General features: G+C 73.5%; 25 protein-coding genes. 12 read left to right on the top strand and 13 right to left on the bottom strand.

What is annotated here, in order from left to right; translation table 11 throughout:
* The first annotated feature begins 22 nt into the window (after positions 1–22).
* A complete protein-coding gene (locus tag FHX71_RS24645) occupies positions 23–2,572 on the top strand; it encodes a heavy metal translocating P-type ATPase (protein WP_182620169.1) in 2,550 nt (849 codons plus the stop codon).
* A gap of 37 nt (positions 2,573–2,609) precedes the next feature.
* Here the strand turns inward: FHX71_RS24645 and FHX71_RS24640 are convergent, their stop codons facing one another.
* The 4 genes from FHX71_RS24640 to FHX71_RS24625 are packed head-to-tail and all read right to left on the bottom strand — an operon-like array spanning position 2,610 to position 5,341.
* Positions 2,610–3,431 (bottom strand): ABC transporter permease, encoded by an 822-nt coding sequence (locus tag FHX71_RS24640; RefSeq protein ID WP_182620168.1) that lies wholly within the window; start codon positions 3,429–3,431, stop codon positions 2,610–2,612.
* Positions 3,428–4,309 carry an ABC transporter ATP-binding protein gene (locus FHX71_RS24635; protein ID WP_220490477.1) on the bottom strand — a complete coding sequence of 294 codons (882 nt, stop codon included), beginning with the start codon at positions 4,307–4,309 and terminating at the stop codon, positions 3,428–3,430. The genes FHX71_RS24640 and FHX71_RS24635 overlap by 4 nt, the downstream gene beginning before the upstream one ends.
* Positions 4,306–4,608: a transcriptional regulator gene (locus FHX71_RS24630; protein WP_182620167.1), complete on the bottom strand. Its 303-nt coding sequence runs from the start codon at positions 4,606–4,608 to the stop codon at positions 4,306–4,308. Before FHX71_RS24630 ends, FHX71_RS24635 begins: the two co-directional genes overlap by 4 nt.
* Positions 4,601–5,341, bottom strand: coding sequence for a hypothetical protein (locus FHX71_RS24625; RefSeq protein WP_182620166.1), 741 nt, complete (start codon positions 5,339–5,341; stop codon positions 4,601–4,603). Before FHX71_RS24625 ends, FHX71_RS24630 begins: the two co-directional genes overlap by 8 nt.
* A gap of 191 nt (positions 5,342–5,532) precedes the next feature.
* On the opposite strand from FHX71_RS24625, the gene FHX71_RS24620 reads away from it, so the two are divergent.
* The 3 genes from FHX71_RS24620 to FHX71_RS24610 all read left to right on the top strand — a co-directional run bounded on the left by FHX71_RS24620 (position 5,533) and on the right by FHX71_RS24610 (position 10,539).
* On the top strand, positions 5,533–7,050 hold the full coding sequence (locus FHX71_RS24620; protein ID WP_182620165.1) for a S10 family peptidase: 1,518 nt from the start codon (positions 5,533–5,535) through the stop codon (positions 7,048–7,050).
* 53 nt (positions 7,051–7,103) lie between these two features.
* On the top strand, positions 7,104–7,901 hold the full coding sequence (locus tag FHX71_RS24615) for a CPBP family intramembrane glutamic endopeptidase (RefSeq protein ID WP_182620164.1): 798 nt from the start codon (positions 7,104–7,106) through the stop codon (positions 7,899–7,901).
* 106 nt (positions 7,902–8,007) lie between these two features.
* A complete protein-coding gene (locus FHX71_RS24610; RefSeq protein WP_246403543.1) occupies positions 8,008–10,539 on the top strand; it encodes a lysylphosphatidylglycerol synthase transmembrane domain-containing protein in 2,532 nt (843 codons plus the stop codon).
* 127 nt (positions 10,540–10,666) lie between these two features.
* Here the strand turns inward: FHX71_RS24610 and FHX71_RS24605 are convergent, their stop codons facing one another.
* Positions 10,667–10,948: an HU family DNA-binding protein gene (locus FHX71_RS24605; protein ID WP_020015632.1), complete on the bottom strand. Its 282-nt coding sequence runs from the start codon at positions 10,946–10,948 to the stop codon at positions 10,667–10,669.
* A gap of 274 nt (positions 10,949–11,222) precedes the next feature.
* On the opposite strand from FHX71_RS24605, the gene FHX71_RS24600 reads away from it, so the two are divergent.
* The gene (locus tag FHX71_RS24600) at positions 11,223–12,596 is read left to right on the top strand and encodes an MFS transporter (protein ID WP_182620163.1); all 1,374 of its coding nucleotides are present in this window, start codon (positions 11,223–11,225) and stop codon (positions 12,594–12,596) included.
* Between the two features lie 17 nt (positions 12,597–12,613).
* On the opposite strand, the gene FHX71_RS24595 is transcribed toward FHX71_RS24600, so the two are convergent.
* Positions 12,614–13,351 carry a copper resistance CopC family protein gene (locus tag FHX71_RS24595; protein WP_182620162.1) on the bottom strand — a complete coding sequence of 246 codons (738 nt, stop codon included), beginning with the start codon at positions 13,349–13,351 and terminating at the stop codon, positions 12,614–12,616.
* A 111-nt stretch (positions 13,352–13,462) separates the two neighbouring features.
* Positions 13,463–15,532 (bottom strand): NAD(+) synthase, encoded by a 2,070-nt coding sequence (locus tag FHX71_RS24590; RefSeq protein ID WP_182620161.1) that lies wholly within the window; start codon positions 15,530–15,532, stop codon positions 13,463–13,465.
* A gap of 83 nt (positions 15,533–15,615) precedes the next feature.
* Here FHX71_RS24590 and FHX71_RS24585 point away from each other — a divergent pair, with 83 nt between their 5' ends.
* Positions 15,616–16,047: an HIT family protein gene (locus FHX71_RS24585; RefSeq protein WP_182620160.1), complete on the top strand. Its 432-nt coding sequence runs from the start codon at positions 15,616–15,618 to the stop codon at positions 16,045–16,047.
* A 110-nt stretch (positions 16,048–16,157) separates the two neighbouring features.
* Positions 16,158–16,454, top strand: a complete 297-nt coding sequence (locus FHX71_RS24580) for a DUF4287 domain-containing protein (protein ID WP_182620159.1) — start codon at positions 16,158–16,160, stop codon at positions 16,452–16,454.
* Between the two features lie 51 nt (positions 16,455–16,505).
* On the opposite strand, the gene FHX71_RS24575 is transcribed toward FHX71_RS24580, so the two are convergent.
* Positions 16,506–16,823, bottom strand: a complete 318-nt coding sequence (locus FHX71_RS24575) for a helix-turn-helix domain-containing protein (protein WP_182620158.1) — start codon at positions 16,821–16,823, stop codon at positions 16,506–16,508.
* Positions 16,820–17,182 carry a type II toxin-antitoxin system RelE/ParE family toxin gene (locus FHX71_RS24570; RefSeq protein WP_121384699.1) on the bottom strand — a complete coding sequence of 121 codons (363 nt, stop codon included), beginning with the start codon at positions 17,180–17,182 and terminating at the stop codon, positions 16,820–16,822. Before FHX71_RS24570 ends, FHX71_RS24575 begins: the two co-directional genes overlap by 4 nt.
* A gap of 131 nt (positions 17,183–17,313) precedes the next feature.
* On the opposite strand from FHX71_RS24570, the gene FHX71_RS24565 reads away from it, so the two are divergent.
* The 5 genes from FHX71_RS24565 (at position 17,314) to FHX71_RS24545 (ending at position 22,147) form a co-directional block, all read left to right on the top strand.
* A complete protein-coding gene (locus tag FHX71_RS24565) occupies positions 17,314–18,549 on the top strand; it encodes an amidohydrolase (protein WP_182620157.1) in 1,236 nt (411 codons plus the stop codon).
* A 228-nt stretch (positions 18,550–18,777) separates the two neighbouring features.
* A complete protein-coding gene (locus tag FHX71_RS28900) occupies positions 18,778–20,325 on the top strand; it encodes a sensor histidine kinase (protein WP_246403542.1) in 1,548 nt (515 codons plus the stop codon).
* On the top strand, positions 20,322–21,005 hold the full coding sequence (locus FHX71_RS24555; protein WP_182620156.1) for a response regulator: 684 nt from the start codon (positions 20,322–20,324) through the stop codon (positions 21,003–21,005). The genes FHX71_RS28900 and FHX71_RS24555 overlap by 4 nt, the downstream gene beginning before the upstream one ends.
* 97 nt (positions 21,006–21,102) lie before the next feature.
* Positions 21,103–21,486 (top strand): SHOCT domain-containing protein, encoded by a 384-nt coding sequence (locus FHX71_RS24550; protein ID WP_182620155.1) that lies wholly within the window; start codon positions 21,103–21,105, stop codon positions 21,484–21,486.
* A 193-nt stretch (positions 21,487–21,679) separates the two neighbouring features.
* Complete coding sequence (locus FHX71_RS24545; protein WP_182620154.1) at positions 21,680–22,147, top strand: hypothetical protein; 468 nt, start codon at positions 21,680–21,682, stop codon at positions 22,145–22,147.
* Positions 22,148–22,296: 149 nt separating this feature from the next.
* Here the strand turns inward: FHX71_RS24545 and FHX71_RS24540 are convergent, their stop codons facing one another.
* The 4 genes from FHX71_RS24540 to FHX71_RS24525 all read right to left on the bottom strand — a co-directional run bounded on the left by FHX71_RS24540 (position 22,297) and on the right by FHX71_RS24525 (position 26,520).
* Positions 22,297–24,372: a penicillin-binding transpeptidase domain-containing protein gene (locus tag FHX71_RS24540; protein ID WP_312877201.1), complete on the bottom strand. Its 2,076-nt coding sequence runs from the start codon at positions 24,370–24,372 to the stop codon at positions 22,297–22,299.
* A 182-nt stretch (positions 24,373–24,554) separates the two neighbouring features.
* The gene (locus tag FHX71_RS24535) at positions 24,555–24,740 is read right to left on the bottom strand and encodes a hypothetical protein (RefSeq protein WP_182620153.1); all 186 of its coding nucleotides are present in this window, start codon (positions 24,738–24,740) and stop codon (positions 24,555–24,557) included.
* Between the two features lie 134 nt (positions 24,741–24,874).
* The gene (locus FHX71_RS24530) at positions 24,875–26,161 is read right to left on the bottom strand and encodes an RNA polymerase sigma factor (RefSeq protein WP_182620152.1); all 1,287 of its coding nucleotides are present in this window, start codon (positions 26,159–26,161) and stop codon (positions 24,875–24,877) included.
* Positions 26,149–26,520: a YciI family protein gene (locus FHX71_RS24525; protein ID WP_182620151.1), complete on the bottom strand. Its 372-nt coding sequence runs from the start codon at positions 26,518–26,520 to the stop codon at positions 26,149–26,151. Before FHX71_RS24525 ends, FHX71_RS24530 begins: the two co-directional genes overlap by 13 nt.
* Between the last annotated feature and the right edge of the window lie 38 nt (positions 26,521–26,558).

The following is a 26,558-nucleotide window of genomic DNA, read 5'->3' as shown; positions in this document are numbered from 1 at the left end:
GTGATGACCCGTAAGGAGAACTGTGCCTGCCGCTGAGGCCCTGCACCCCCTCGGCGAGGTCGAGCTCGCGGTGTCCGGGATGACCTGCGCCTCGTGCGTCGCCCGCGTCGAGCGCAAGCTCAACCGGATCGACGGCGTCGCGGCGACCGTGAACCTGCCGCTGGAGTCGGCGCACGTCGTGCTCTCGGCCGACGTCGCGGACCAGGACCTGGTCGGCGCCGTCGAGTCCGCCGGGTACGAGGCGCGCGTCACGCGGCGCCGCGCCGTGCGCGGGCCGGGCGGCGGGGACGACGCCGGGGCGGACACCGGGGCCGGCCTGCCGGACGCCGGTTCGGCACGGCCGGGTGCCGGGTCCGACGTCGGGGACGGCGAGGAATCGCCCGCACCGGCCTCCGGCGACGGCTACCGGGGCGCGGACCTGCTCCGCCGCCTGCGCGTCTCGGCGGTGCTGACCGTCCCGGTGCTCCTGCTCTCGATGGTCCCCGCGTGGTCGTTCCCGGGCAGCGGGTGGGTGGTCGCGGCCCTGGCCCTGCCCGTCGTCGTGTGGGGCGCGTGGCCGTTCCACGCCGCCGCCGTCCGCGCGGCGCGGCACGGGAGCTCCACGATGGACACGCTGGTGTCGATCGGCGTGGTCGCGGCGACCCTCTGGTCCCTGTGGGTCCTGGTCGCCGGGTCGGCCCCGCACACCGGCCACGGCACGGGCCCGGCCGTGTACTTCGAGGTCGGCGCCGTGGTCACCACGTTCCTGCTGGCGGGCAGGTACGCCGAGCACCGGTCGCGCCGGCGGGCGGGCGACGCCCTGCGCGCGCTGCTCAGCCTGGGCGCCAAGGACGCCGAGCGCATCGCGCTGGGCCCCGACGGCACCCCGCTGCGCCTGCCGGAGGGCGGCTGGCGCACCACCCCGGTCCCGGTCGCCGCGCTGCAGGTCGGCGACGTCTTCGCCGTGCGACCGGGCGGCACCGTCGCCACGGACGGCACGGTGGTGGAGGGCGCCTCGGCGCTCGACACGTCCCTGGTCACGGGTGAGCCGGTGCCCGTGGACGTGATCGCGGGCGACGACGTCGTGGGCGGCACGGTGAGCACCTCGGGGCACCTGCTGGTGCGCGCGACCCGGGTGGGCGAGGACACGATGCTCGCCCGCATCGGGCGGCTGGTCGCCCGGGCCCAGACGGGCAAGGCCCCCGTGGCGCTGCTCGCCGACCGCATCTCCGCGGTGTTCGTCCCGGTGGTACTGGTGCTGGCCGTGCTCACCCTGGCGGGCTGGCTCGCGCTGACGGGCGACGTCGAGGCGGCCTTCACCGCGGCCGTCGCCGTGCTGATCATCGCGTGCCCGTGCGCCCTCGGGCTGGCCACGCCGACGGCGATCCTGGTCGGCACCGGCCGGGGCGCCCAGCTCGGCGTGCTGATCCGCGGCCCGGAGATCCTGGAGAGCACCCGCCGCGTCGACACCGTGGTGCTCGACAAGACGGGCACCGTCACCGAGGGCCGCATGCGCGTGGTCGACGTGTGGAGCCCCGACCGGAGCCCGGCCCTGGCCGGCGTCGGGCATTCGAGTACCGGGCACGCGGGTGCCGGGCACGACGCCGGGCAGGACGGCGTCGGGCACGCCGCCGTCGGGCACACGGGGCAGGAGCCGTCCGCCGAGGCCGACGACGCCAACCACCTGTCCAACGCTCCGGAGGTGCTGCGGTACGCGGCCGCCGTCGAGGCGCTGAGCGAGCACCCGATCGCGCGGGCGATCGCCGCGGCCGGCCGTGCGGGTGCCGAGCCCGAGACGCCGCTGGAGGTCACGGGCTTCGTCGCGCACGCGGGCGGCGGCGTCGAGGGCCTGGTCCGGCACGCGCACGCGGGGCTGGCCCCGGGCGGCGGGCTGAACACCAGGCGCGTGCTGGTGGGCCGCCCCGACTGGCTCGCCGAGCAGGGGGTGACCGTCTCCGCGGAGGTGCGCTCCGCCGTCGGGCAGCAGGAGGAGGACGGGGCCACCGCCGTCGTCGTGGCCTGGAACGGAGCCGCGGGCGGCGTGATCGCGCTGCGCGACCCGGCGAAGGCGACGTCGGCCGAGGCGGTCGAGGAGCTGCGCGAGCTGGGGCTGCGGCCCTACCTGCTGACCGGCGACTCGGCGGGCGCGGCCCGCGTGGCCGCGCGCGCCGTCGGCATCCCGGAGGAGGACGTGGTCGCGCGGGTGATGCCCGCCGGGAAGGCCGAGGTGGTGGCCCGGCTGCAGGCCGAGGGCCGCACGGTGGCGATGGTGGGCGACGGCGTGAACGACGCCGCCGCGCTCGCCACGGCCGACCTGGGCCTCGCGATGGGCACCGGCACCGACGTGGCGATCGAGGCCGGCGACATCACGCTGGTCCGCGGTGACCTGCGGGCCGCCGCGAGCGCCGTCCGCCTGTCCCGGAAGACCCTGCGGATCATCAAGCAGAACCTGTTCTGGGCGTTCGCGTACAACGTCGCGGCGATCCCGCTGGCGGCGGCCGGGCTGCTCAGCCCGATGATCGCGGGCGGGGCGATGGCGGCGAGCTCGGTGCTCGTCGTCGCGAACTCCCTCCGCCTCCGCCGCGCCGCCTGAACCCGTCGTTGAGTGGGGCCTTACGGCCGGAGCCGGGTCAGCGGAAGCGGCGGCCCTCGTCGCTCCGGTAGGACAGGACGGCCAGCACCGCGAACAGGATGGTCCACCCGGCGAGGATCGGAAGGGCCAGCGCGTAGGCGTCGACGCCCGTGGTCGCCTGGACGAGCAGGTCCCGGCCGGCCCGGGTGGGGGTGGCCTTCGAGATCGCGTCCAGCCAGCCGGGGAACATCTCAGGCGGCAGGAACAGCCCGCCCGCGAAGGCCAGCGGGAACAGGATGACCTGCACCACGGGCAGCGCCGCCTTGGCCGACAGCTTGTAGCCGATGGCCATGCCGAGCAGCACGAACGGGACGGAGACCGCCAGGATGGTCCCGATGCCGGCGAGCAGCTGCCCGAACGTCAGGGCGGCCGCTGTGAACAGCCAGCCGATGAGGATCAGCGGCAGCAGGCCGAACAGCGAGAAGATGCCGCCGTTGAGCACGCGCGCCACCATCTGGGGTCCGGGGCCGGCGGGCAGCGAGCGCAGGTACGGGTAGAACGGCAGCTGCCGGTCCTCCGCGACGCCCAGGCCGTAGGTGAAGAGGCTGGCGGAGCAGATCGCGAACAGCCCGAGGCCGGCGATGGCGATCGTCGCGTACACGGGGTTGCCCGCCACGGCCTCCTGCGGCACCACGAAGAAGACCATCGCCAGCGACGGGAACAGCACGTTCCCGAGCACCGCGATGGGGACCCGGACGGTCTCCAGGAACTGGTACTTGAGGTGCAGCCAGGACAGCACCCAGAACGGCTGGGTCTGCGCGGCGGGTGCGGCGGGCTCGGCGAGGCCGGCCGGGCCGCTGGTGCTCGTGGTGGCGCTCATCGCACGGCTCCTTCGTTCGTGGCGTCGACGCCGCTCGTGGCGCCGGCCTGGTTCGTGGCATCGACGAGCTGGCCGAACGCCTCCTCCAGGGACGCGCCCCGGATCTCCAGGTCCCGGAACTCGGTACCGGCACGGACGAGGTCGCGGACGAACGCGTCGGAGTCCGCGACGAGGTGCTCCTGCCGCGTCCCCTCGGCGTCCGTGAACTGCACGCGGCGCGCGCCGACCTGGCCCAGGATGGTCTCGAGGGAGTCGTCGGCGAGCACGGTCCCGTGGTCGATGACGACCACGCGCTCCGCGAGCGCCTGCACCTCCTCCAGGTAGTGGGAGGTGAGCAGCACGGTGCCGCCGCTCGCGTGGTACTGCCGGATGGCGTCCCAGAGCGCGCCGCGGCCGGACACGTCGAGCCCGGTGGTGGGCTCGTCGAGCAGCACGACGCGCGGCCTGCCGACCAGCGAGAGCGCCACGGCGAGACGCCGCTTCTGCCCGCCGGACAGCGATCCGGTCTGCCGCTTGCCCAGGTCGGACAGCCCGAACTGCTCCAGCAGCTCGCCCGTCGGCACCGGGTCGGGGTAGTGGCCGCCCACGAAGTCGACCACCTCGCGCACCCGCAGCGTCGCGGGCAGGCCGGTCTCCTGCGGGGTCAGGCCGAGCACCGTCCGCGCCCCGGCGTCCCGCGGGTCGCGACCGTTCAGGCGCACCACCCCGGTGTCGGGCCGCCGCTGGCCGCTGACCAGCGACAGCAGCGTGGACTTGCCGGCCCCGTTGGGCCCGAGCAGGCCGACCAGCTCGCCGTGCCCCACGTCCAGCGAGACGTCGTCGAGGGCGACGACGGAGCCGAAGCGCCTGGTCACCCCGCTGACCTCTACCGCACTCATCCCTGTGCTCCCTTCAGAAGGTCCATCAGTGCCGCCTGGTAGTCCGCGAACGCGGTGCGGCCGTTGTCGGTGAGGGCCAGGTACGTCACAGGCGTCCTGCCCTCGTGCGTCTTGGTGACCCGGACGTAGCCGGCGTCCTCCAGCTTGCGGAGGTGGGTCGACAGGTTTCCGGCGGTCATGTCGAGCAGCTTGCGCAGCTTGGGGAAGGCGACCTCGTCGCCGCGGCCCAGGGCCGCGAGGGAGGCCACGACCCGCAGGCGGGCGGGGGCGTGGATGACGGCATCGAGCTCCTCAGGCACGCCACCCACCGCCCTCCGTCCTGACGGCGGACGCGGGTGATCGGCGCCGGCTGCGGAACACCTGCTCCACCACGGCCATGGCCAGGAAGCCGCCGCCGCCCGCGACGGCCATCACGAGGTAGGTGTTCGGCATGCCCGCAAAGGCGGCGAGCACCGCGGCGACCAGCATCCAGCCGCCGACGGCGGCCATGCGGATCTCCTCGAAGACCAGCCCGCCGGCGATGTACATGAGACCGACGATCACGCAGGCGAAGCCGTTCGCCGCGATGGCCATGACCTCGGGCGACGCCCCGGCCTCGCCCATCGCGCCCAGCACGACGCCCAGGGCGGTGAACGCGAGGAACCAGGTCCAGCCGTACAGCGCGCCGATCCGGGCGCTGGCGCCCCGGGTCCCCGAGGTCCGGGTCACGCTGTGCACGATCGTGAAGGCCGTCGCGCCCGCGATGCAGCACGCGAACACCCAGCCCGCCCAGGGCTCCGGCGAACCCGTCTCGCGCGCCGTCGTCCACATGGCGAGGTACCCGATCACCCAGGCCAGGCCCCACGCGCCGAACAGCAGGCGGCCGTCGGGCCCGGTGGCGTCGCGCGCGGCCTCCTGGTGCTGCCGGATCAGGCGCAGCGTCTCGGCGGGGTCGAGACCCCGCGCGCCGTCGTCCTCCGGGTGCGCCTGGTCCGCCGGGAGTACCCGGTCCTCCGGCTGTGCCGGGGTGCCCGACGTCGGATCGCTCGCCATGGTGATCGCCTCGCCTCTCAAACTGGTTTGTACTGCAAACCAGTTTGCCGCATCGGCCCGTCGGGCCGCAAGGAGTTTTGCGACCCTGATTTCGAACTCCCCTTCGAGACCCAGGATCTCTCCGCTCAGCGCCGGGTCAAGACGAAGAAAACCTGGGTCTCGAAAGGGAGGTGCCGGGATAGGTTCGTCGGGTGACCGACGAGAAGCGCACCAGCAGCGACCAGCCCGAGGCGACCAGCACCGGTCAGGGAAAGACGGCAGACGGCGGCACCCCGCCGAAGCCGCCGGAGCCCGCCGACGACCTGGTCACCACGCACCACACCCTGCACACCCCCGACGGCGACCTCACCTACTCCGCGACGACCGGCCGGATCGTGCTGCGGCAGGAGGTCACCAAGGAGGAGAAGTACGACGGCCGCAAGGCCAAGGCCGAGGTCTCGATCACGTACTACACGCTCGACGACGCCGACGTGACGCGGCGCCCGGTGACGTTCGCGTTCAACGGCGGCCCGGGGTCGTCGTCGGTGTGGCTGCACCTGGGCGTGCTCGGCCCGCGCCGGGTCGACTCGGGCGACGTCGGCGACCTGACCGCGCCGCCGTACGGGCTGATCGACAACCCGGAGACGCTGCTGCGCGTCTCCGACCTGGTGTTCATCGACCCCGTCTCGACCGGCTTCTCGCGGGCGACCGAGGGCGAGCAGGCCAAGCCGTTCCACGGCTTCACGGGCGACATCGAGTCCGTCGGCGAGATCATCCGCCTGTGGACCAGCCGGAACGACCGTTGGATGAGCCCCAAGTTCCTGATCGGCGAGTCCTACGGCGGCACCCGCGGGGCGGGGCTGGCCGAGTACCTGCAGACGCGGTTCGGCATGTTCCTGAACGGCGTCATGCTGGTGGCCCCGGCCCTGAACATGGAGGCCCTGTTCGACGGCGAGCACTCCAACCTGCCGCACCCGCTGTTCCTGCCGCTCTACGCCGCGACCGCGCACTACCACGGCCTCCTCGGCGACCGGGCGCTGGACGACGTCGTCGCCGAGGCCCGGGACTGGGCCGACACGTACGCCTCGGTCCTGGCGCGCGGGGCGCGCGTGCCCGACGACGAGCGGGCGGCCGCCGTCGCGAAGATCGCCTCCCTGACCGGGTTGAGCGAGGACTACGTGGACCGCGCCAACCTGCGCCTGGAGCACACCCGGGTCTACGCGGAGCTGCTGCGCGCGCGGCGCCTGGTCACCGGGCGCCTCGACACGCGGTTCACCGGCCCGGCGGACCACTACATCCACGAGCAGATGCCGTACGACCCGTTCCTGACCGCGACGTCGGGCCCGTACACCGCGGCGCTGCACCACTACCTGCGCGGCGAGCTCGGCTACGAGCACGACGCGATCTACGAGGTGCTGTCCCGCCACGTGCACCCCTGGTCGTACAAGGAGTTCGAGGGCAAGGCCGTCGACGTCGCCGACAAGCTCGCCACCGCGATGATCCTCAACCCGCACCTCCAGGTGCACATCGCCATGGGGCGGTACGACGGCGGCGTGCCGGTCGAGGCCATCGAGTACAGCCTGGACCAGATGGCGATCCCGGCGTCGTACCGCGAGCGCATCGAGACCCGCGTCTACCCCGCGGGCCACATGATGTACATCCACCAGGAGTCGCGGGTCGCGCAGTCGGCCGACCTCGCGGACTTCGTCCGGCGGGCCTCGAACCGCTGACCCCTCGCGTGGCCGGCTGCCGGACTGCCGGCCACGCGAGGTAGGTTCCGGACGTGACCACGACCGCGCTGCCCGAGTCCCGCCGCCGTATCGCCGCCGAGGTGTGGATCGTGCTCGGGCTCAGCCTGGGCCAGTCCGGGGTGTACGCGCTCGTCAACATCGCGGCGCGGCTCACCGCGGAGACGCCGCTGGCCGAGCAGACCGCCACGCTCAACGCGAGCCAGTCGGAGCGCCCATACCTGGACCTCGTGTACCAGCTCCTGAGCATCGGGTTCGCCCTGGTCCCGGTCGCCCTGGCCCTGTACCTGCTGAGCGCGAACGGCCGCAGCGCGGTGCGCAGCCTCGGACTGGACGGGAGCCGCCCGGGCCGGGACACCGCGTGGGGCTTCGCGCTTGCCGCCGCCATCGGCATCCCCGGCCTGGCGTTCTACGCCCTCGGGCGGGCCGTCGGCATCACGGTGGAGGTGCAGGCCAGCGCCCTGGACACGTACTGGTGGACCGTCCCCGTGCTGCTGCTCAGCGCGTTCCAGAACGGCCTGCTGGAGGAGGTCATCGCCGTCGGCTACCTGTACGAGCGCACGCGGGACCTCGGGTGGAACCGCGTGAAGTTCATCGTGGCGAGCTCGCTGCTGCGCGGCTCGTACCACCTGTACCAGGGCATCGGGCCGTTCATCGGGAACGTGGTCATGGGCGTCGTGTTCTCGTGGTTCTACACCTCGCCCCGGTTCCAGCCCGGCGGCAGGCCCCGCGTCCTCCCGCTCGTGATCGCGCACACGCTGCTCGACATCGTCGCGTTCGTGGGCTACGCCCTCGTGCCGGCCGAGTGGCGCGAGGCCCTCGGCATCCGCTGAGCATGCCTGGACGGAGCCTGGGGAGAGCGTCGACCTGACCCGGATATTCCGGGCGTGACCGCGACTTCCCGGTCAAGCGAGCCTCAACGGCTCTAGAATCGCGAGCATGTCCAACTCGCGCACCGGCGGCGCCGACGCCGGTGCCGAGGTGTCCGACGTGCCGCAGACGGTGCCGCTCGAGAGCGGCCTGGTCCGCGTCGTCGACACCCCGGAGGAGCGCGTGCGCCACCCGCGCGCGCTGGTCTGGATGATCGGGTGCGCCCTCGGGACCGCGGGCGTCATGTTCCTGTCGGTCGTCGCGCACGGCACCACGGCGGGCGTCACGGAGGACGTCCGGAGCTTCAACGACCTCGTGGCCACCATCCTGTTCGTGCCCGTCGCGGTGCTGCAGGGCCTGATCATCCTGTTCGCCCCGGTCGCCGTGATGATCGAGCTGGGGGTCCGGCGCCTGGGCCGGCAGATCGTCGAGTCCATCGTCGCGGGCGTGCTGGGCCTGCTGATCGGCGTGCTCACCACGTTCCTGGTGCGGCACCTGGGCTCGGACGAGCTGGTGCGCGGCATGTCGGTCTGGGAGCGCGGCACCGGCTACGTGCTGACCATCCCGGAGTTCGCCGTCTCGCTGACGGCGATGCTCACGGTCGCCGGGCCCGCCACGCGACGGCGGACCGTCCGCCTCTCGTGGAACCTGATGTTCCTCGCCCTGCTGATCGTGCTGATCACGGGCCAGGTCTCGCTGCCCGGCACGCTCGTCGCGCTGCTGCTGGGTCGTCTCGCGGGCTCGGCCGTGCAGTACGTGTCGGGCATCCGCAGCGAGCGTGCCTACGGCGCAGACCTGGTCGCCGCCGTGCGTCGTGCCGGCTTCGCGCCGACGACGCTGCGCCGCGTGCACGCCCTGTCCGAGCACGCGGCCGTCGCGTCCGCCCTCGCCGTCGAGCACGGCCCCGCCGACGACCCGGCCGCGCTCGCCCTGGGCCGCGCCGGCGACAACCGGGTGTACGCGCTCTACTCCGACGACGGGGTGCGCCGCGACGTCATGGTGCTCGACGGCGACAGACAGGTCGTCGGTCTCATCACGCGGCTGTGGCGCGCCCTGCGCCTGCGCGGCATCGAGGGCCGCGCGGCGATCTCGCTCAAGGCCGTGGCCGAGCGCACCGCCCTGCTCTCGTACACCGCGACCGCGGCCGGCGTCCGCACGCCGCGGCTCCTGGGGATCGGCGAGTTCGGCGACTCGATGGCGCTCGTCCTGGAGCACGCCTCGCACGCCGTCCCGTTCCGCGACCTGCCCGACGACGACCTGCACGAGGACGTGCTCGCCGAGGCCTGGGACCAGCTCGGCCGGGCGCACGCCGTGGGCCTCACGCACCGCGCGCTGACCCAGGACGTGCTGCTCACGCAGCGCGACGACGACGGCAGGGCGCACGTCTGGATCACCGGCTGGGAACAGGGCGACATCGTGTCGTCGCCGCTGTCGCGGCGCCTCGACCTGGTGCAGATGCTCGCGCTCATCGGGCTGCGGGTGGGCCCGCGGCGCGCCGTCGCCTCCGCGGTCCGCGCCCTGCCCGACGCCGACATCGCCGCCATCGGGCCGCTGATCCAGACGATCGCGCTGCCCCGGACCACCCGCGACGAGGTACGCCGGGCGAAGGGGCTGATGGGCGAGCTGCGCAACGCCCTGGTCGAGCGACTGCCCGAGGCCAGCGTGCAGCCGCAGCGCATCTCGCGGTTCAGCGCGCGCACGGTGCTGACCACGACGGTCGCGATCGTCGCCGTGGCCGTGATCGTCACGACCATCAACTTCGACGAGATCGCCACGGCCGTGCGCGAGGCGAACCCGTGGTGGGTGGCGGTCGCGTTCGCGCTCGCCCTGATCACCTGGTTCGGGGCCGGCCTGACCCTCGTCGCGTTCTCCCCGGCCCGCGTGCCGATCGGGCGCGCCACGCTCACGGCGGCCGCGGGCTCCTTCGTGGCGCTGGCGGCCCCGGCGGGCATCGGCCCGGCCGCCCTGAACCTGCGCCTGCTGACGCAGCGCGGGGTGTCGATGTCGATGGCCGTGGCCACCGTGGCGCTGGTGCAGGTGTCCCAGTTCGTGGTGACGGTGCTGCTGCTCGTGGCGCTGTCGATCTTCACGGGCTCGGGGGCGCTCGTGGAGCTGCCGTCGCCGGCCGTGCTGATCACGCTGGCGGCCATCGCGACCGCCGTCGTCGCGACGCTGCTGGTGCCGCCGGTGCGCCGCTGGGGCCTGGGGTTCATCGGGCCACGCCTGCGGCAGGTGTGGCCGCGGCTGGCGCAGATGCTCAGCCACCCGGGCCGCCTGGCCCTGGGCGTGGGCGGCAACCTGATCATGACGCTCGGCTACATCGTGGGCCTGTGGTGCTGCCTCGCCGCCTTCGGGGAGACGCTCTCGCTCGTCGACATCGCCCTGGTCAACCTGGTCGGCAACGCCCTGGGTGCGCTCATCCCGACGCCGGGCGGCCTGGGCGGCGTCGAGGGCGCCCTGACGGCCGGCCTGACGGCCGCGGGGGTACCGGCCACCATCGCGTTCTCCGCGACCATCCTGTACCGCCTGTGCACCTACTGGGGCCGGGTCCCGCTGGGCTGGGTGGCGATGCGGTACCTGGAGCGCAAGGGCGACCTCTGAGCGTCGCGGACGCCGTCGGCCCGGACGGGACGCGCGCCGGGGACGCTCGCGTCCCGGACATGCGAAGGCCCGGCCCCTCGTCGAGGAGCCGGGCCTTCGCGTCGCTGAGGAGCTCAGCGGCGAAGCGTCACTTGGCGACGGCCTTCTTCAGCAGCGAGCCGGCGCTGATCTTGACACCGAAGTTCGCCGGGATCGAGATCTCCTCGCCGGTGCGCGGGTTACGACCCGTGCGGGCGGCACGCTCGACGCGCTCGGCCGAGAGGAAGCCGGTCACCTTGACGGCCTCGCCCTTGGCGAGCGACTCGATCAGCACCTCCTGGAAGGCGTTGAGCGCGGCCTCGGCCTCGGTCTTGTTGATCTCGGCCTTGCTGGCGATGGCCGAGACGAGCTCGGACTTGTTGAGCGACATGCGTTTCCCTTCTTCGGTCACGTCGTGCGGCGGTACCCGCCCGACGACGAGGCCCCATACTGCCAGCAGATCGGCAGGAATTCGCGGAGAACAGGCCTTTCTGCGGCGAGTCGTGGGTAACTTTCTGCTCACAGAGGACACGAACCTGTGTACGAACCTGTGGACGACGACGGCGTGACGGCCTCCAGGGGCGTGTCACCCCGCACTATCCGATGACTTCCGCAACCCAGAGCGGTCTACCGTTCCGGTACCGACCGGCTGATGAGAGGAAATCGTGGAGAATCCGCCACACACCCGCCGAAACCTCGTCGTGCTCGTGTTCAGCAACCTGCTGGCGGGTGTCGGCGTGGCGTCCGGGGCCGCCGTCGGGGCGCTGCTCGCCGAGAGCCTGGGCGGCACGTCGATGGCAGGGCTCGCGCAGGCCGTCGGGGTGCTCGCCGCGGCGGTCGCCTCGGTCCCGCTGGCGACGCTCGCCCAGCTCCGCGGTCGCCGGTGGGCCCTCTCGCTCGGCTACGCCCTGTCCACGGTCGGCGCGCTGCTCGTCGTGACGGCGGCCGTGCTGGGCCAGCTCGTCGTGCTGCTGGTCGGCCTGATGCTCTACGGCGTCGCGAACGCGACCAACCTGCAGTCCCGCTACGCCGCCGCCGACAACGTCGGGTCCGGCACACGCGCCCGGACCATGTCGGTCGTCCTGTGGTCCACGACCGTCGGCTCCGTCGTCGGGCCCAACCTCGCGGCGCCCGGCGCGGTCGTGGGCGGCGGGCTCGGCGTGCCCGACCTCGGCGGCCCCTACCTGTTCTCCGTCGTCGCCTACCTGCTGGCCGGCCTGCTGCTCGTGAGCCTGTACCGGGACCCGGCCGGCGGCGTCGCGGGACGGGTGGTGCCCGCGGGCGCCGTCGGGCAGGGGCACGGGGACAGGCGCGCGGAGCCGCGGCGCACCGGGGCCCTCGCCGCGCTGCGCTGGGCCTGGGGGCACCCGCGCGCCCGGTTCGCCGTGGTCACCACCGCCGTGGCGCACGGCGTGATGATCATGGTGATGGTGATGACCCCGGTGCACATGCAGCACGGCGGGATGTCGCTGCAGCTCGTCGGCGTCGTGATCAGCCTGCACGTGCTGGGGATGTTCGCGTTCAGCCCCGTGTTCGGGTGGCTCGCCGACCGGTTCGGCGCGCTCCGCGTCGCCGTCGGCGGGATGGCGCTGCAAGGGGCGGCCGTGGCCCTCGGGTTCCTGGCCGCGTCCCTGGCCTCGGTGCCCGACGGGGGGCACGGTGCCGGCCACGGTGGTGCCGGCCCCGCCCTCGACGCCGAGGTGCTCACGGCCGTGGCGCTCGTGCTGCTCGGGCTGGGCTGGTCGGCCTGCCTGATCGCCTCGTCGGCCGTGCTGGCGTCCGTTGCGGAGCCGCAGGTCAAGCTGCCCCTTCAGGGCGCCACCGACGCGCTGATGAACTACTTCGGCGCCGCGTCGGCCGCGCTCGCGGGGCCGCTCCTCGCCTGGGGCGGGTTCGAGGCCGTGAACACGGCGGGCGCCGTCCTGCTGGCGCCCGCCGTGGTGGCACTGGTGCTGGCGGTCCGCGCGGCGCGCCCCGGATCTGGCCCCGGCCCCGGCAACGGCCCCGTGTCAGACGTACAGGTCACCCGGGGGACCTGAGGGTCTGACAGGTCTGGTCAGCCCTTGGTGTCGGGGTTGTCGTTGGGCTTCTCGGCGTCCGGCTCCTCGGACCCGGACTCCTGGTTCTGGCGCAGCTTGTCGTTCTCGAGGATCTTGCGGCGCATCATCACGACGACGCCCAGGACGACCAGCACCGCCGCGAGGATCCCGCCGGCAACGGCCAGCCCGCTGGGGCCCGAGCCGTCCCCGGAGCCCGCGAGCTCCGTGGGGGTGCTCGCGTCGTCCGTCGCACCGGTCGGCTCGTCCACGGGTGCTGCCTCCTGGGTGGACATCTCGGGCTCGTCCGTCGGCTCGTCGGTCGGCGTCGCACTCGGCTCCGGCTCGCCCTCGACCACGTAGCTGAACTCGCCGTCGATGGGGTGGCCGTCGGAGGACACCACGTGCCACGCGACGTCGTACGCGCCCGGGGGCAGGTCCTCGGGGAGCTGCGCGGTCACGACGTCGTCGTCGACCGTGATGTCGGAACCCTGGGCGGTGGTGCCGTCAGGACCGGTCAGCGCCACCTCGATGCCCGTGTCGAGCGGCGCGGAGCTGAACGTGAGCCCGATGCTCGCGGGCTGCTCGTCGAGCGTGGCGCCGTCCTTCGGGTCGGACGACAGGAGCTGGTCGTGGGCGCTCGCCGGGCCCGCCACCAGCAGCAGCGCCGCAAAGGTCAGGACCGCCGCGAACACGGTGATCACGCGGACGAGGCGACGGTTCCCGGGCCGAGCCAGGGCAACGGAGACAGCAGGCATGACGGCACCCTACCCGCCAGGATCGCCGCTGAGCCGGGCTTCGTCGTCGGCGTAATCCGTGCGCCCGGGCGCGCGGCGCGGCCGGGACCACCGGCCGCGCCGCGAGCGCCGTCAGGCCTCCGGGACGTTCTTCTCGAGCTCGGCGAGCCACGCCGCCGCGGACGCGTCCGACGGCATGCGCCAGTCGCCGCGCGGCGACATGGTGCCGCCCGGCGAGACCTTCGGGCCGTTGGGCAGCGCGGACCGCTTGAACTGGGAGGCGAAGAACCGGCGCACGAACACCTCGAGCCAGCGCCGCACGGTCGCCAGGTCGTAGGCGGTGCGCTGCTGGTCGGGGAAACCGGGCGGCCACTCGCCGTCGTCGGCCGCGTGCCACGCGTGCCAGGCCAGGAACGCGATCTTGGACGGGCGGTAGCCACGCCGCAGCACGTGGAACAGCGTGAAGTCCTGCAGGGCGTACGGGCCGATCGTCGCCTCGGTGGACTGCGGCGTCTCGCCCTCCTCGGTCGGGATCAGCTCGGGCGTGATCTCCTGCCGGACGATCTCCGACAGGACCACGTTGACCGGGCTGGAGGGCTCGGTCGCGAACTGCCCGCTGTCGATGGTCCAGCGGATGAGGTGCTGGATCAGGGTCTTGGGCACGCCCGCGTTGACCGAGTAGTGCGACATCTGGTCGCCCACGCCGTAGGTGCACCAGCCGAGGGCCAGCTCCGAGAGGTCGCCGGTGCCGACGACGATCCCGCCGCGGTGGTTCGCGAGCCGGAAGAGGTAGTCGTAGCGCAGCCCGGCCTGGACGTTCTCGAAGGTGACGTCGTACTGCTTGGTGCCGTCGGAGTACGGGTGGTCGAGGTCGCGCAGCATCTGCTCGGCGGCCGGCCGGATGTCGAGCTCCTGGAACGTCACGCCCAGGGCCTCGGCGAGCCGGATCGCGCGGTCCTTGGTCTCCGACGTCGTCGCGAAGCCCGGCATCGTGAACGCGTGGATGTCGGTGCGCGGCCGGCCCAGGCGGTCCATCGCCTTGGCGGCGACGATCAGGGCGTGCGTCGAGTCGAGGCCGCCGCTGATGCCGAGCACCACCTTGGGCTGCCCGATGGCGCGCAGGCGCTGCTCCAGCCCGGTGACCTGGATGTTGTACGCCTCGTAGCAGTCCAGGGCGAGGCGCTCGGCGTCGTCGGGCACGAAGGGGAAGCGGTCCACCTTGCGGCGCAGCCCGAGGTCGCCCTGCGGCGGGTGCACGCTGAAGGTGATCTCGCGGAAGTCGCCGGCGTCGCCCGTCCCGGGGGTCGCCAGCCCCAGCCCGCGCCGGTTGTCGTCGAAGGTGCCCTGCCGCAGGCGCTCCTGCCGCAGCCGGTCCAGGTCGACGTCGACCACGGTGGCGCGCGGGCCGTCCGGGAAACGTTCGGTCTCGCCGAGCAGGTCGCCCGCCTCGTAGACCATGGTCTGGCCGTCCCAGGACAGGTCGGTGCTCGACTCCCCCTGGCCGGCGGCCGTGTAGACGTAGGCGGCGTTGCAGCGGTAGCTCGCGCTGCGCACGATGAGGCGGCGGTCCTCGGCGCGGGCCACGGTGATCGGGCTGGCGGAGAGGTTGAGCAGCACCGTCGCGCCCGCGAGCGCCGCCAGCGCGCTCGGCGGCACGGGCACCCACATGTCCTCGCAGACCTCGACGTGCACGTCGAGCCCGGGCACGTCGTCGGCCCGGAAGATGAGGTCCGAGCCGAGCGGGACCTCCTCGCCGAGCAGGGTGAGGGTGCCGCGGTGCTCGTCGCCCGGCGCGAACTGCCGCTTCTCGTAGAACTCCCGGTAGTTGGGCAGGTAGGACTTGGGCGCGACGCCCAGGACACGCCCGCGGTGCACGACGACGGCGGCGTTCAGCAGCCGGCTGCCGACCAGGAGCGGCGCCCCGACGACGAGCACGGTCATGAGCTCGACGCTCGCCTCCTTGATGGCGGCGAGCCCGTCCAGGACGCCTTCGAGGAGGGTGTCCTGCATGAGCAGGTCGTCGATCGCGTACCCGCTCAGGCACAGCTCGGGGAAGACGGCGACGGCCACGCCGTCGTCGTGGAGCTGCCGCGCCTGGTCGAGCACGACGGCGGCGTTCGCCGCGGGGTCGGCGACGGCGACGGGGATGGTGCAGGCCGCGACCCGGGCGAACCCGTGGGCGTAGGCGTTGTAGAAGTCCACGACGTCGAGTCTATGGAGACGTGCCCGCGGGGGTCGGTCGACGGCTGCCCCGCCGTCCTGGCGGGGCTCGCTAGAGTCCCTTCGTGACCCGAGAACCCGACTGCCTCTTCTGCCGCATCGTGGCCGGCGAGCTGCCCTCGACCCGGATCGACGAGGACGAGCGCACGCTCACGTTCATGGACATCAACCCCGCGGCCGACGGGCACGCGCTCGTGATCCCCCGGTCGCACGCCGTCGACCTGCACGACATCACGCCCGAGGACCTCGCCGCGTGCACCCTGACCGCGCAGCGGGTCGCGGACCGGGCGGTGAAACAGCTCGGGGCGGACGGCGTGAACCTGCTGAACTGCGCCGGCGAGGCCGCCTGGCAGACCGTCTTCCACTTCCACATCCACGTGGTGCCCCGGTTCCGCGACGACCCGGTCCGCGACTCGCTGCGCCTGCCGTGGGCGCCGACGCCGGGCGACCCCGCGCGGATCGCGGCTGCGGCGGACCTCCTGCGCTCGGCTCCCTGAGCCGGGCCCGCCACGCGTGGCCAGGTACCGATGAGTTCCGGTGCACCGTTCGTCTGTACGGGTAGAACGCGGTGCCGATCGGCACGGCGCCCGACGTGAAGGGACCATCCATGTCGTTTCAGGCCTATCTCGACGCCGTCGAGGACAAGACCGGGCACACCCCGCGCGAGCTGGTCGCGCTGGCACAGGAGCGCGGGTTCGACGCGTCCACCAAGGCCGGCCCGATCCTGGAGTGGCTCAAGGAGGACTACGGCCTGGGCCGGGGCCACGGGATGGCGATGGTCCACGTGATCACCAAGGGGCCGCAGATCAGCGCGAAGCACGTCGGCGCGTCGGGCACGCACAGCGACGCGTCGGACACCTTGTGGCTCGACGGGAAGGCGACCAACCCGGCGACGTCGGGCTGACGACGTGAGCGCGGCCGGCCTCAGGTGCCGGCCGCGCTCAGATGCCAGTCCTCATGCGATACCGGCGATCTCGCCGTCGTCGAAGAGGATCGCCTGCTGGAGCTGACCGCCCAGGGCGTGCGCATATCGGGCGAGCACCTCCTGGCCGGAGATCTTGCCCTTCTCGATCTGGGAGACGCGTCCCTTGGTCACGCCCATCCGGTCGGCTACCTGCTGCTGGGTCAGCCGCCGCTTCTTGCGGAGCTCGGCAAGCCGGTAGCCCGTGACCTCGGCCAGGAGCTCCTGCTTCCCGCGTTCGACGGCCTCCTCGCCGCCCGCCCGCGCCACGTGCTCAGCACGAATGTCCTGCCACTTCACATAGCCCGTCATGACACGTCCTCCTCGTCGGAACGCTTGGCCACATACTTCTGGTACCGCTCCTCGGCCAACGGAATCGCCTCGACGTACCACTCCTGCCAGCGGTTCCTCTTGTCACCAGCAACCAGCAGGATCGCGGAGCGCCACGGATCGAACACGAACAAGATCCGGATCGAACCAGGCCGCAGCTCCTTCAGGTTCGCCAACGTGGAACCGCGAAGCGTGTCCACCAGTGGCCGACCCAGCTTCGGCCCACGCTCAGCCAGAGCGTCCAGCCCCTCGACGACGCGCTTGTGAGATGCGTCGTCCAGTTCGTCGATCCAGTCACGCACCTCGTCGACGACGTAGATGCTCCATTCCTCGTCCGCCATGCCGTGAGTTTAGTTATTGCTATACATATTGGCATGTCGAACGAGGATCTGTCACGCCCGCCTGCGCACCCCAGGTCAGCGCGCGCAGCCGAGGAGCCGACCGCCTCGTTACCTTGGGTAATGATGTACCCATGACAACCCGCTCCAGCATCGCCATCACCAACGCCTACGTGGTCCCCGTGGCCGCCGAGCCCTTCGAGAACGGGACGGTCCTGATCGAGGACGGCGTCATCACCGCCGTCGGGCAGGACGTCGCCGTGCCCGAGGGCACCACGACGATCGACGCGCAGGGCAGGTGGCTCGTGCCCGGTTTCGTCGAGGCGCACGGCCACATCGGCATCCACGAGGAGGGCGAGGGCTGGGCCGGCAACGACACCAACGAGATGACCGACCCGAACGGGTCGGCGCTGCGCGCGATCGACGCCGTGCAGATCGACGAGGAGGGCTTCCGCGACGCCCTCGCCGGCGGCGTGACGACGGCGGTCATCAAGCCGGGCTCGGGCAACCCGATCGGCGGCCAGACCGTCGCGATCAAGACCTGGGGCGGCCGGACGATCGACGAGCAGCTCATCAGCGACTCGGTGTCGGTCAAGAGCGCGCTCGGCGAGAACCCGAAGCGCGTGTACGGCGACAAGAAGCAGCTCCCGTCCACCCGCCTGGGCGTCGCCAACGTGATCCGCAAGGCGTTCGTCGACGCGCAGAACTACGCCGCGAAGCGCGACGCCGCCGCGGAGGAGGGCAAGCCTTTCGAGCGGGACCTCGGCAAGGAGACGCTGGCCCGGGTCCTGGCCGGCGAGCTCGCCTGGGACCAGCACACGCACCGCGCCGACGACATCGCCACGGCCATCCGCCTGTCCGAGGAGTTCGGCTACCGGCTCGTCATCAACCACGGCACCGAGGGCCACCTCATCGCCGACGTCCTCGCCGAGAAGGACATCCCGGTCATCTACGGCCCGATGTTCGTGTCGCGGTCCAAGGTCGAGGTGCGGCACCGCGCGAACCGCAACATCGCGGCCATGGCGGCGGCGGGTGTCCGCGTGGCGATCACGACCGACCACCCCGTGATCCCGATCAACTTCCTGGTGCACCAGGCGTCGTTCGCGGCGCGCGACGGCCTGCCCCGCGAGACGGCGCTGGCCGCCATCACCACCAACCCCGCGTCGTTCCTGCGGCTCGACGCCCGCGTGGGGGCCATCGCCGAGGGGCTCGACGGCGACGTCGTGCTCTGGTCGGGCGACCCCCTCGACACCGACCAGCGCGCCGAGCGCGTCTTCATCACCGGCACCGAGGTCTACACCTGGGACCCGTCCGCCGACGCCGGCCGCGGCGCCGGCCGCGTCGTGGAGCGCACCGCCCGCTTCGCCTGACACCCGGGCGCTGGGGCTGGGGCTGGGGCTGGCTGCGCCAGGGGATCAGAGTGGTCGGCAGAATGTCAGGTGGTCGGTAGTTCGAGCTGCCGACCACCTGACATTCTGCCGACCACCCCGTCTTACCGACAGCCCGCGCCGCCGACCGACCACTCCGGTACCGCAGGGGGACACGCGGTGGCACCACGGTCCGACGCGGCTGTGCCCGGCCCGGCGTAGGTTGCGAGCATGCTGGGCACCATCCGTCCGAACGCCACCGCCGCGGACCCGTCCGCCCCGGGGCCCTTCGACCGCCTGCGTCCGCGCGTGTTCGTCGCCGTGGCCGTCACGGTCGTGTCCCTGCTGGGCTCGCTGGGCGCCGCGCGCGGCCAGTCGTGGGCGACGGACGTCGACCTCGCCGGGGCGCTCCTGCTGCTGGTGTCGCCCGCCGCGCTGCTGCTCCTGCTGCCCCGACGCCCCGTGCTGGCGACGGTGCTCTCCGTGGCCGCCGCGCTCACGTTCCTGCTGGCCGGCTACCCGTGGGGCCCGGCGTTCCTGGGGCCGGTCGCAGTGCTCGTCGGCGTCATGCTCAGCGGCGAGGTGCGCCGCGCCCGGCTGATCGCCTGGTCCGGCGCCGCCCTGCTCTCCGGCGGCGTGGGCGTCGCCGCCACGCTGCTCGCCCCGCGCCTCCAACGGTTCCTGAGCGAGAACCCGGTCAAGCCCGACCGTACCTGGGGCCCGCCGGGTTACCACGGCCCCGGCTGGGACAGCGCCGACGGCTCGTGGTTCATCACCACCGGGGCCCTCGTCGCGGGCGCGGCCTGGCTCGCCGTCGTGCTGCTGATCGCCAGCGGGGCGCGCGACCGGATCGCGCGCCGGGCGGCCGCGCGGGCCGCCGCCCTGGAGACGGCCGCCGAGCGCGAGCGCACCGCCGTCGCCTCCGAGCGCCTGCGGATCGCGCGCGAGCTGCACGACGTGCTCGCCCACTCCCTCTCCGCGATCAACGTCCAGGCCGGTGTGGGCCTGCACCTGATCGACCGGAACCCCGGCCAGGCCCGCGAGGCGCTGACCAACATCCGCGACACCAGCAAGGACGCGCTCGCCGAGGTGCGCACGGTGCTGGGCATCGTCCGCGAAGGGACGGCCCCGTCCACTTCGGGAGCGCAGCCCGTCGGGGCCGACGGCGCCGGCACACCAGCCGCCGGGTCCCCCGCCGTCGGCCCGCCGGCCGGCAGCCCGCAGGCTGCGGGCCCACAGCCCACCGCCGCGGAACCGCAGTGGGACGACGCCGCCCCCCTCACCCCGACCTGGGACCTGACCGGTCTGCGCCGCCTCGCCGACCAGGCCCGCGCCGAGGGCCTCGATGTCACGGTCGAGCTCACCGGCGTGGACGACCTGCCCGACCACGTCGCCGGCGTCGTGCACCGGGTGGTCCAGGAGTCGCTGACCAACGTGCGCCGGCACGCGCCGTCGGCCCGCCGGGTCACGCTGCGCGTGACCGGGGGCGACGTCGTCGAGGTCTTGGTGTCCGACGACGGCGCTCCGGCCGGCCGGTCCGACGAGCCCGTCGTCGCGGGCTACGGGCTGCTCGGGATGCGCGAGCGCGTCGAGGGCGCGGGCGGCACGCTGACGGCGGGCCGGCGGACGGACGGGCCGGGCTGGGAGGTCCGGGCCCGGCTCCCCGGCGCCCGCCGGACCGGGGCGCCGCCGCCGACCGGGACCGAGCCCCCGGCCGGCCCCACGCGACCGGACCAGACCGAGCCGCCCCGCACACCGGAGACCGGAGAACCCGCATGATCGACGTCCTGCTCGCCGACGACCAGGCCCTGGTGCGCGGCGGGTTCCGCGCCCTGATCGACTCCGAGGACGACATGCGCGTCGTCGCCCAGGCGGCGAACGGGGACGACGCCGTCGCGCTCACCCTGGAGCACCTGCCCCAGGTGGTGCTCATGGACATCCGCATGCCGGGTCTGGACGGGCTGGAGGCCACGCGGCGGATCATCGCCGAGCCCCGCGCGGCGGGCGTGCACGTGGTGGTGGTGACGACGTTCGAGCTGGACGAGTACGTCACGGACGCCATCCGCGCCGGGGCGTCGGGGTTCCTGGTCAAGGACACCGAGCCCGCGGAGCTGGTGCGCGCGGTGCGGGTCGCGGCGTCGGGCAACGCGCTGCTGTCGCCGACGGTGACGCGGCGGCTGCTGGCCAAGGTCGCCGACGCGACCCGGGCCGTGCGGCCGGTGCCCGCGCTCGCCGAGCTCACACCCCGGGAGCGCGAGGTGCTCGTCGAGGTGGCGGGCGGGCTCGCGAACGACGAGATCGCCGGCCGGCTGTACCTGTCGGAGTCGACGGTCAAGACACACGTCTCCCGCGTGCTCATGAAGACCGGCTCGCGCGACCGCGCGCAGCTCGTGGTGCTGGCGTACGAGGCGGGCCTGGTCCGGCCCGGGTGGACCGGAGGAGCGGCACCAGAGGGGTAGCCCGGCAGGTACGCCGGGCTGACGCCCCCGGCGTCGGACAGCGGCAGCCTGGTGGTGTGGCCGGAACGACCGGCCGAACCGACTGCTGGAGGTCGACATGCTCACCGCGACGACAGAGGTCCTCGCCAACGGGCCGCACTACGGCTGGGGCGGACCCGGCCCGTTCTTCTTCATCTTCCCGCTGCTGTGGTTCCTGCTGTTCGCGACCGTGGTCTTCCTGATCGCGCGGCGCGCCCGGCGGGGTCCCCGCGGCGGCTGGGGCGGCCCGTGGGCCGCGCACACGGCGGGTGCCGACCCGGTGACGCTGCTGGGCAACCGCTTCGCCCGCGGCGAGATCGACGAGGCGGAGTACCGCTCCCGGCTCGCCGTGCTGCGCTCGGCGGGACCCATCCCGGGTACCGGCCCGACGCCGCCCGCGGGACCCACCCCGCCCGCGGCACCCACGCCGCAGGACCAGCCCCCGGCCGACGGCGACCGCTGACGGCGACCGCGACCACGCCGGACGCCCGGACCGTTCCCTCGGTCCGGGCGTCCGGGCGTCCGGGCATTTGGGTATTCGGGCATCCAGAACTAACCCGGCGATTGGCCCGCTGGTGCGGGCCGTGCCGCTAGACTCGCGGGCGAGTGCGGCCGAACCGCACTTTTCTGACCCGATGACGTGAGGGAAGTAGATCGTGAGCACCAGCAAGAACTGGGCGACCGCCGCAGTGGTCGCCTGTGCACTTCTGCTGTCCGGATGCGCGGCCCTCGAGGACATGGCCAGCGACTTCACGCCCTCCGGCGAAGAGGTGCCGCAGGCCGCGCCGTCGCCCGTGGCCGAGGCCCCGATCAGCACCGGCGAGTACGACCTCGTCGAGTCGTGCAACGCGTTCTTCACCGGCCAGCTCGTCTCGAACATCGAGGCCTCGTACAAGGTCGTCGCCTCGCCGCTGGACGAGCAGCGCACCGGCACGGTCACCACGATCAGCAAGAGCCTCGGCCTGATCATCGGCAAGGCCGACGAGGTCAGCATCGCCCACCTCGAGGCCGTGCGTGCGCCGTTCGACCAGGCGCTGGACGGCTCCATCGCCCGCCCGAAGGCCATCGTCGGCGCGATCGACTCCTACCGGGCCACGTGCGAAGAGGCCGGCTTCAAGGGCTGACCCGCCCGCCGACGCCGCACGACGTCCGGCACCGCGCAGCCTTCCAGGCACCGCGAGCTCACCGCCGCGCAGCATAAGAGCGCCCGCCCGGCCCCTCGACGAGGAGCCCGGCGGGCGCTCTGCTCGGCGGCCCCGGCCGCCGAGGGAGATCAGCTCCCCTTGAGGAACTCGTGCATCACTGGGCCGGCCGTCGTCGAGCCCAGCTCGCCCTCCTCGATGAACACGACCGCCGCCAGGTCGTCCGCGATCGCGAGCATCCAGACGTGCGCCTTGGAGCCGTCGCCGAACTGGGCGGTGCCCGTCTTGGCGCCGACGATCCCGGACACGTCCTGCAGGATCGTCGCCGAACCCTCCTCCACGACCCCGCCCATGAGGTCGCGCAGCGTCGCCGCCTCGTCCTCGGTGAGGTCGCCCGCGGGCGCGGCCTCCGCGTCCTTGCCGGTCGGCTCGACCAGCCACGGTGACACCGTGTGGCCCGCGGAGACGCTCGCGGCGACGGTCGCCATCGCGAGCGGCGTGGCCAGCACCTGGCCCTGCCCGATCATCGACGCCGCGTGCTCGGTGCCGGACGCCTCGGTCGGCACGTCGCCGAACCCGGCCGCCGCACCGAACGGCACCTCGTGCTCGATGCCCAGGCCGAGCGCGGCCGCGGCGTCGTGCAGCTGCTGCTGCGAGATGTCCTGGTGCTGGGAGATGAAGGCGGTGTTGCACGAGTTGGCGAACACGGTGCGGAACGGCACGGCGTCGCCCATCGCGGACTGCGGGTACCCCGGCACGTTCTGGAACTGGCGGCCCTCCACGTTGATCGTCTCGGTGCAGGGCAGCGTCGAGTCCGGCGTCGTACCGGCGCGGAGCATCGCCAGCGACGTCGCGATCTTGAACGTGGAACCGGGCGGGTACTGCCCGACGGTCGCCGTGCTGTACCCCTCGGAGCCTGGGCCCGACGCCGCCGCGAGCACCTCGCCCGTGGACGGCTTGATCGCGACGATCGCGCTCGCCAGGTCACCGAAGCCGGCCAGCGCCTCCTGGGCGCGGAGCTGCGTGGCCGGGTCCAGCGAGACGGCCACGGGCTCGCCGTCCTGCTTCTCGATCGTGAAGGCCTCGCGGCTCTGTCCGCCCTCGCCGCCCTCGGCGGGCTCGATCGTCACCGCCAGGCCGGGCACGCCACGGAGCTGCTCGTCGTAGGCGGCCTGGACGCCGGAGAGGCCCACCATGTCGCCGGCCTTGATAGTGCCCTCGGACTCCTTGACGATCTCCTCGGTCGCCTCGCCGACCGTGCCCAGCAGGCCGCGCGCGAAGTCTCGGTCCCGCGCCAGCGGGATCTCGTCGGGGATGCCGACGACGCCGTCGATCGCCATCGCGGCCTCGAAGTCGTACTCCGGGTCGTTGTCGCGGATCGTGATGACGTTGATGAACGCCTTCTCGCCCGCGGACTCCACCTGCGCGGCGATGTCGTCGGTCGTCGCCTGGTCGAAGCCCAGCACGTCGCCCAGCCGCGCGGCGGCGCTGTCCCAGCCGGGGCGCGTCTTGTCGATGCCCACGCGGTGCACGGGGGTGAGGCCCACGAGCGTCTCGCCGCTCGTGGTCACGATGTCGCCGCGGACCGGCTCGGTGCGCTCGACGACGAGCCGCTCGCCCGCCTCCAGGCCCGGCGCCAGCACGCCGAGGTTCCACGCGGCCTCCCAGGCCCCGGCCTCGCCGTCCTCCGGACCCGGGTACGTGAGCTCGGCGACCGTCTCGTACTCCCAGGCCTCGTCAGCCGCCACGGGCCAGGTCCAGGCGAGCGTCGCGGTGGCGGTCGCGGTGCCGCCGTCGCCCTCCTCGAACGGGGTGACGCTCTTGACGGCGACCGTCCCGGCGTCCTCGCCGACGGCGCGCACCATCTGCTCGAACACCGCGGCGTACTGCTCGTCGGGTGACGCGGACGTCTCCATGGTCAGCGGGAAGTCGGCGGGCGTGCCCGCCTGGAGCGCGGCCGCGAGGTCCTCGGCGGCCGACTCCGGGTCGGGGACCGGCGGCGGGCGGAGCAGGTACCAGGCCCCCGCGCCGGCGGCGAGGAGCAGGACGACCACCAGGGTGATGATCAGCGCCCGCCTGCCGTTCTTCCGGGGCGGGACGGGCGGTTCGCCGCCGGACACCGGGACGCCGAGCGGCGGGGTGCCGGGCGCGCCACCGCCGGGAGCCGGTGCGGGTGGGGGCGGCGGAGGCCCGACGGCCGGAGGCACCGAGCCATACCCACCTGGCGGGGGCGGAACGGGCGCATGACCGTCCGCGGGCAGATGGGGTGAAGGGTGTCCGCTCATGCCAAGGAGCCTAAGGGCCTGGTCATGATCACTCAGTGTAAATTCCTGGGTGAAATGAGGCGGGGCCGCCGAACCCCCTGGATCTGCGGCCCCGCCCTCCGACGTCACGCGTCCGCGTACCGCCAGCGGTCCCGCGGGCGCGTGGCGAGCGTGAGGTAGGACAGCGTCGGCGCCGTACGGGCGGCCGCGCGAATCCTGTGCTCGCGTCGGTTGAGCAGCTCCATGCGCCGCAGATCACGCTCGACCGCCGCGACATCCTTGCCGGTGATCACCGCTGTGCTGGTCGTCATGGTCGGTCCCCGTTCTCAGGCCCCCTCGAGTGGGCGCCCCTCATGAGAGAAGGACGGACCAGGAGCTCGTTTCGTTGGTAGGGAGGCACGGACCCGGGTTTCGGGACCAGGGGCGCCGAGTTCACCCGGCGGCTTCAGCCGACGACGGCGGCCCGTCGCGCCAGGAACTCCCGCAGGGCCGGGTCGGTCGTGAGGGAGAGCGCCTTGTCGTAGGCGTCCCGGGCGGCCTCCGGGGCGCCGGCCTCGGTCAGGAGGTGCGCCCGCGTCGCCCACAGCGGCTGGAACCTGCCCGACGACGGCTCCGCCGCGATCTCGTCCAGCGCCGCCAGGCCCGCCGGGGCGCCGTCGACCCGCGCGACGACGGCCGCGAGCGCCACCCGCCCGCCGAGCGTGGGCGCGACGCGGAGCAGCGCCCGGTGCAGCGTGACGAGCGCGGGCCAGTCGGTGCGCCCGGTGCGTGCGCGGGCGCAGTGCACGGACTGGATCGCGGCCTCCAGCCGGAACCGGCCGGGCAGCGCGACGGGCGGGGCCTGCGCACCGGTGATGGCAGGCCCGGTGGACGACGTCGGCCCGGCGAGCGCGCGGCGCAGCAGCGCCTCGCCGCGCTCGATCAGCGCGGTGTCCCAGCGAGCGACGTCCTGCTCGTCGAGCGGCACAAACGCGCCGTCGGTCTCGCGGGCGTCGGCGCGCGCCACCGAGAAGCAGAGCAGGGCGGCCAGGCCGAGCACCTCGGGCTCGGGCAGCAGGTCGGCCAGCAGCAGGGCCAGGGTGAGCGCGTCGCCGGTGAGCGACCCGCGTACCTCCGGCGCGGCGCCGCGCCAGTCGATGGCGTAGGCGCCGTAGACCGCCTCGAGCACGGGCGGCAGCCGGCCGGGCGCCTCGTCCCGGCCGGGGACGCGGAACGGGATGCGTGCGTCTCGGATGCGGCGCTTGGCCCGCACCAGGCGCTGCGCCATCGTGGGCGCGGGCACGGCAAAGGCGGCCGCGATGTCCCGGGCCTCGACGCCGAGCACGGTCTGCAGCATGAGCGGGGTGCGCACGCCGGCCTCGACCGCGGGGTGCGCGCACACGAACATGAGCTCCAGCCGCCGGTCCCCGATCGCGTCGGGGTCGACCATCTCGGGCGGGGCCGCGGGCTCGGGTCCGGCGTCGGGCGGCACCGTGGTGCGGTGGGCGGCGGACCGGTACAGGTCGCGCAGCCGGTTGCGGGCCACGGTGAGCAGCCAGCCGTCGGGGTTGTCCGGCACGCCGTCGTCGGGCCAGTGCCGCAGGGCACGCTCGAAGGCCTCGGCGAGGGCGTCCTCGGCGCGCTGGATGTCGCCGTCGCGCGCCGCGAGCAGCGCCAGCAGGCGGCCGTACGACGTGCGGGCCGCCGCCTCCGCGGCGGCCCGCACGTCCACGGGCTCGGTCAGCGCGTCCACGCGCCGTTCTCGTAGTGGGTGGCGCTGGGGCGCACCTCCACGGTGCCCCACTGGACCGACGGCGCCTTCTGCGCCCAGGCGAGCGCGGCGTCGAGGTCCGGCACGTCGACGACGAACGTGCCGCCGAGCTGCTCCTTCGTGTCGGCGAAGGGGCCGTCCTGGACGCGCAGCTCGCCGTCGCGCACGGCGACCGTGGTCGTGGACGACGACGGCTGGAGCACCTCGGCGGAGAGCAGCACCCCCGCCTGGTCGAGCGCCGTGGCGTAGGCCTGGAACTCGCGCTCGCCCTCTTCCCATCCGCCGGTCCCGAGCTCCTCGGGCGTCATCTCCGGGTAGTGCAGCAGGATCGTGTATCGCATGGTTCCGTCCTCCGGTCGGATCTGTCTGACACGGTGGT

This window comes from Promicromonospora sukumoe (assembly GCF_014137995.1).
GTDB lineage: Bacteria > Actinomycetota > Actinomycetes > Actinomycetales > Cellulomonadaceae > Promicromonospora > Promicromonospora sukumoe.
Note: the sequence above shows the minus strand (reverse complement) of the source record. Positions and strands in the feature narration are given on the sequence as shown.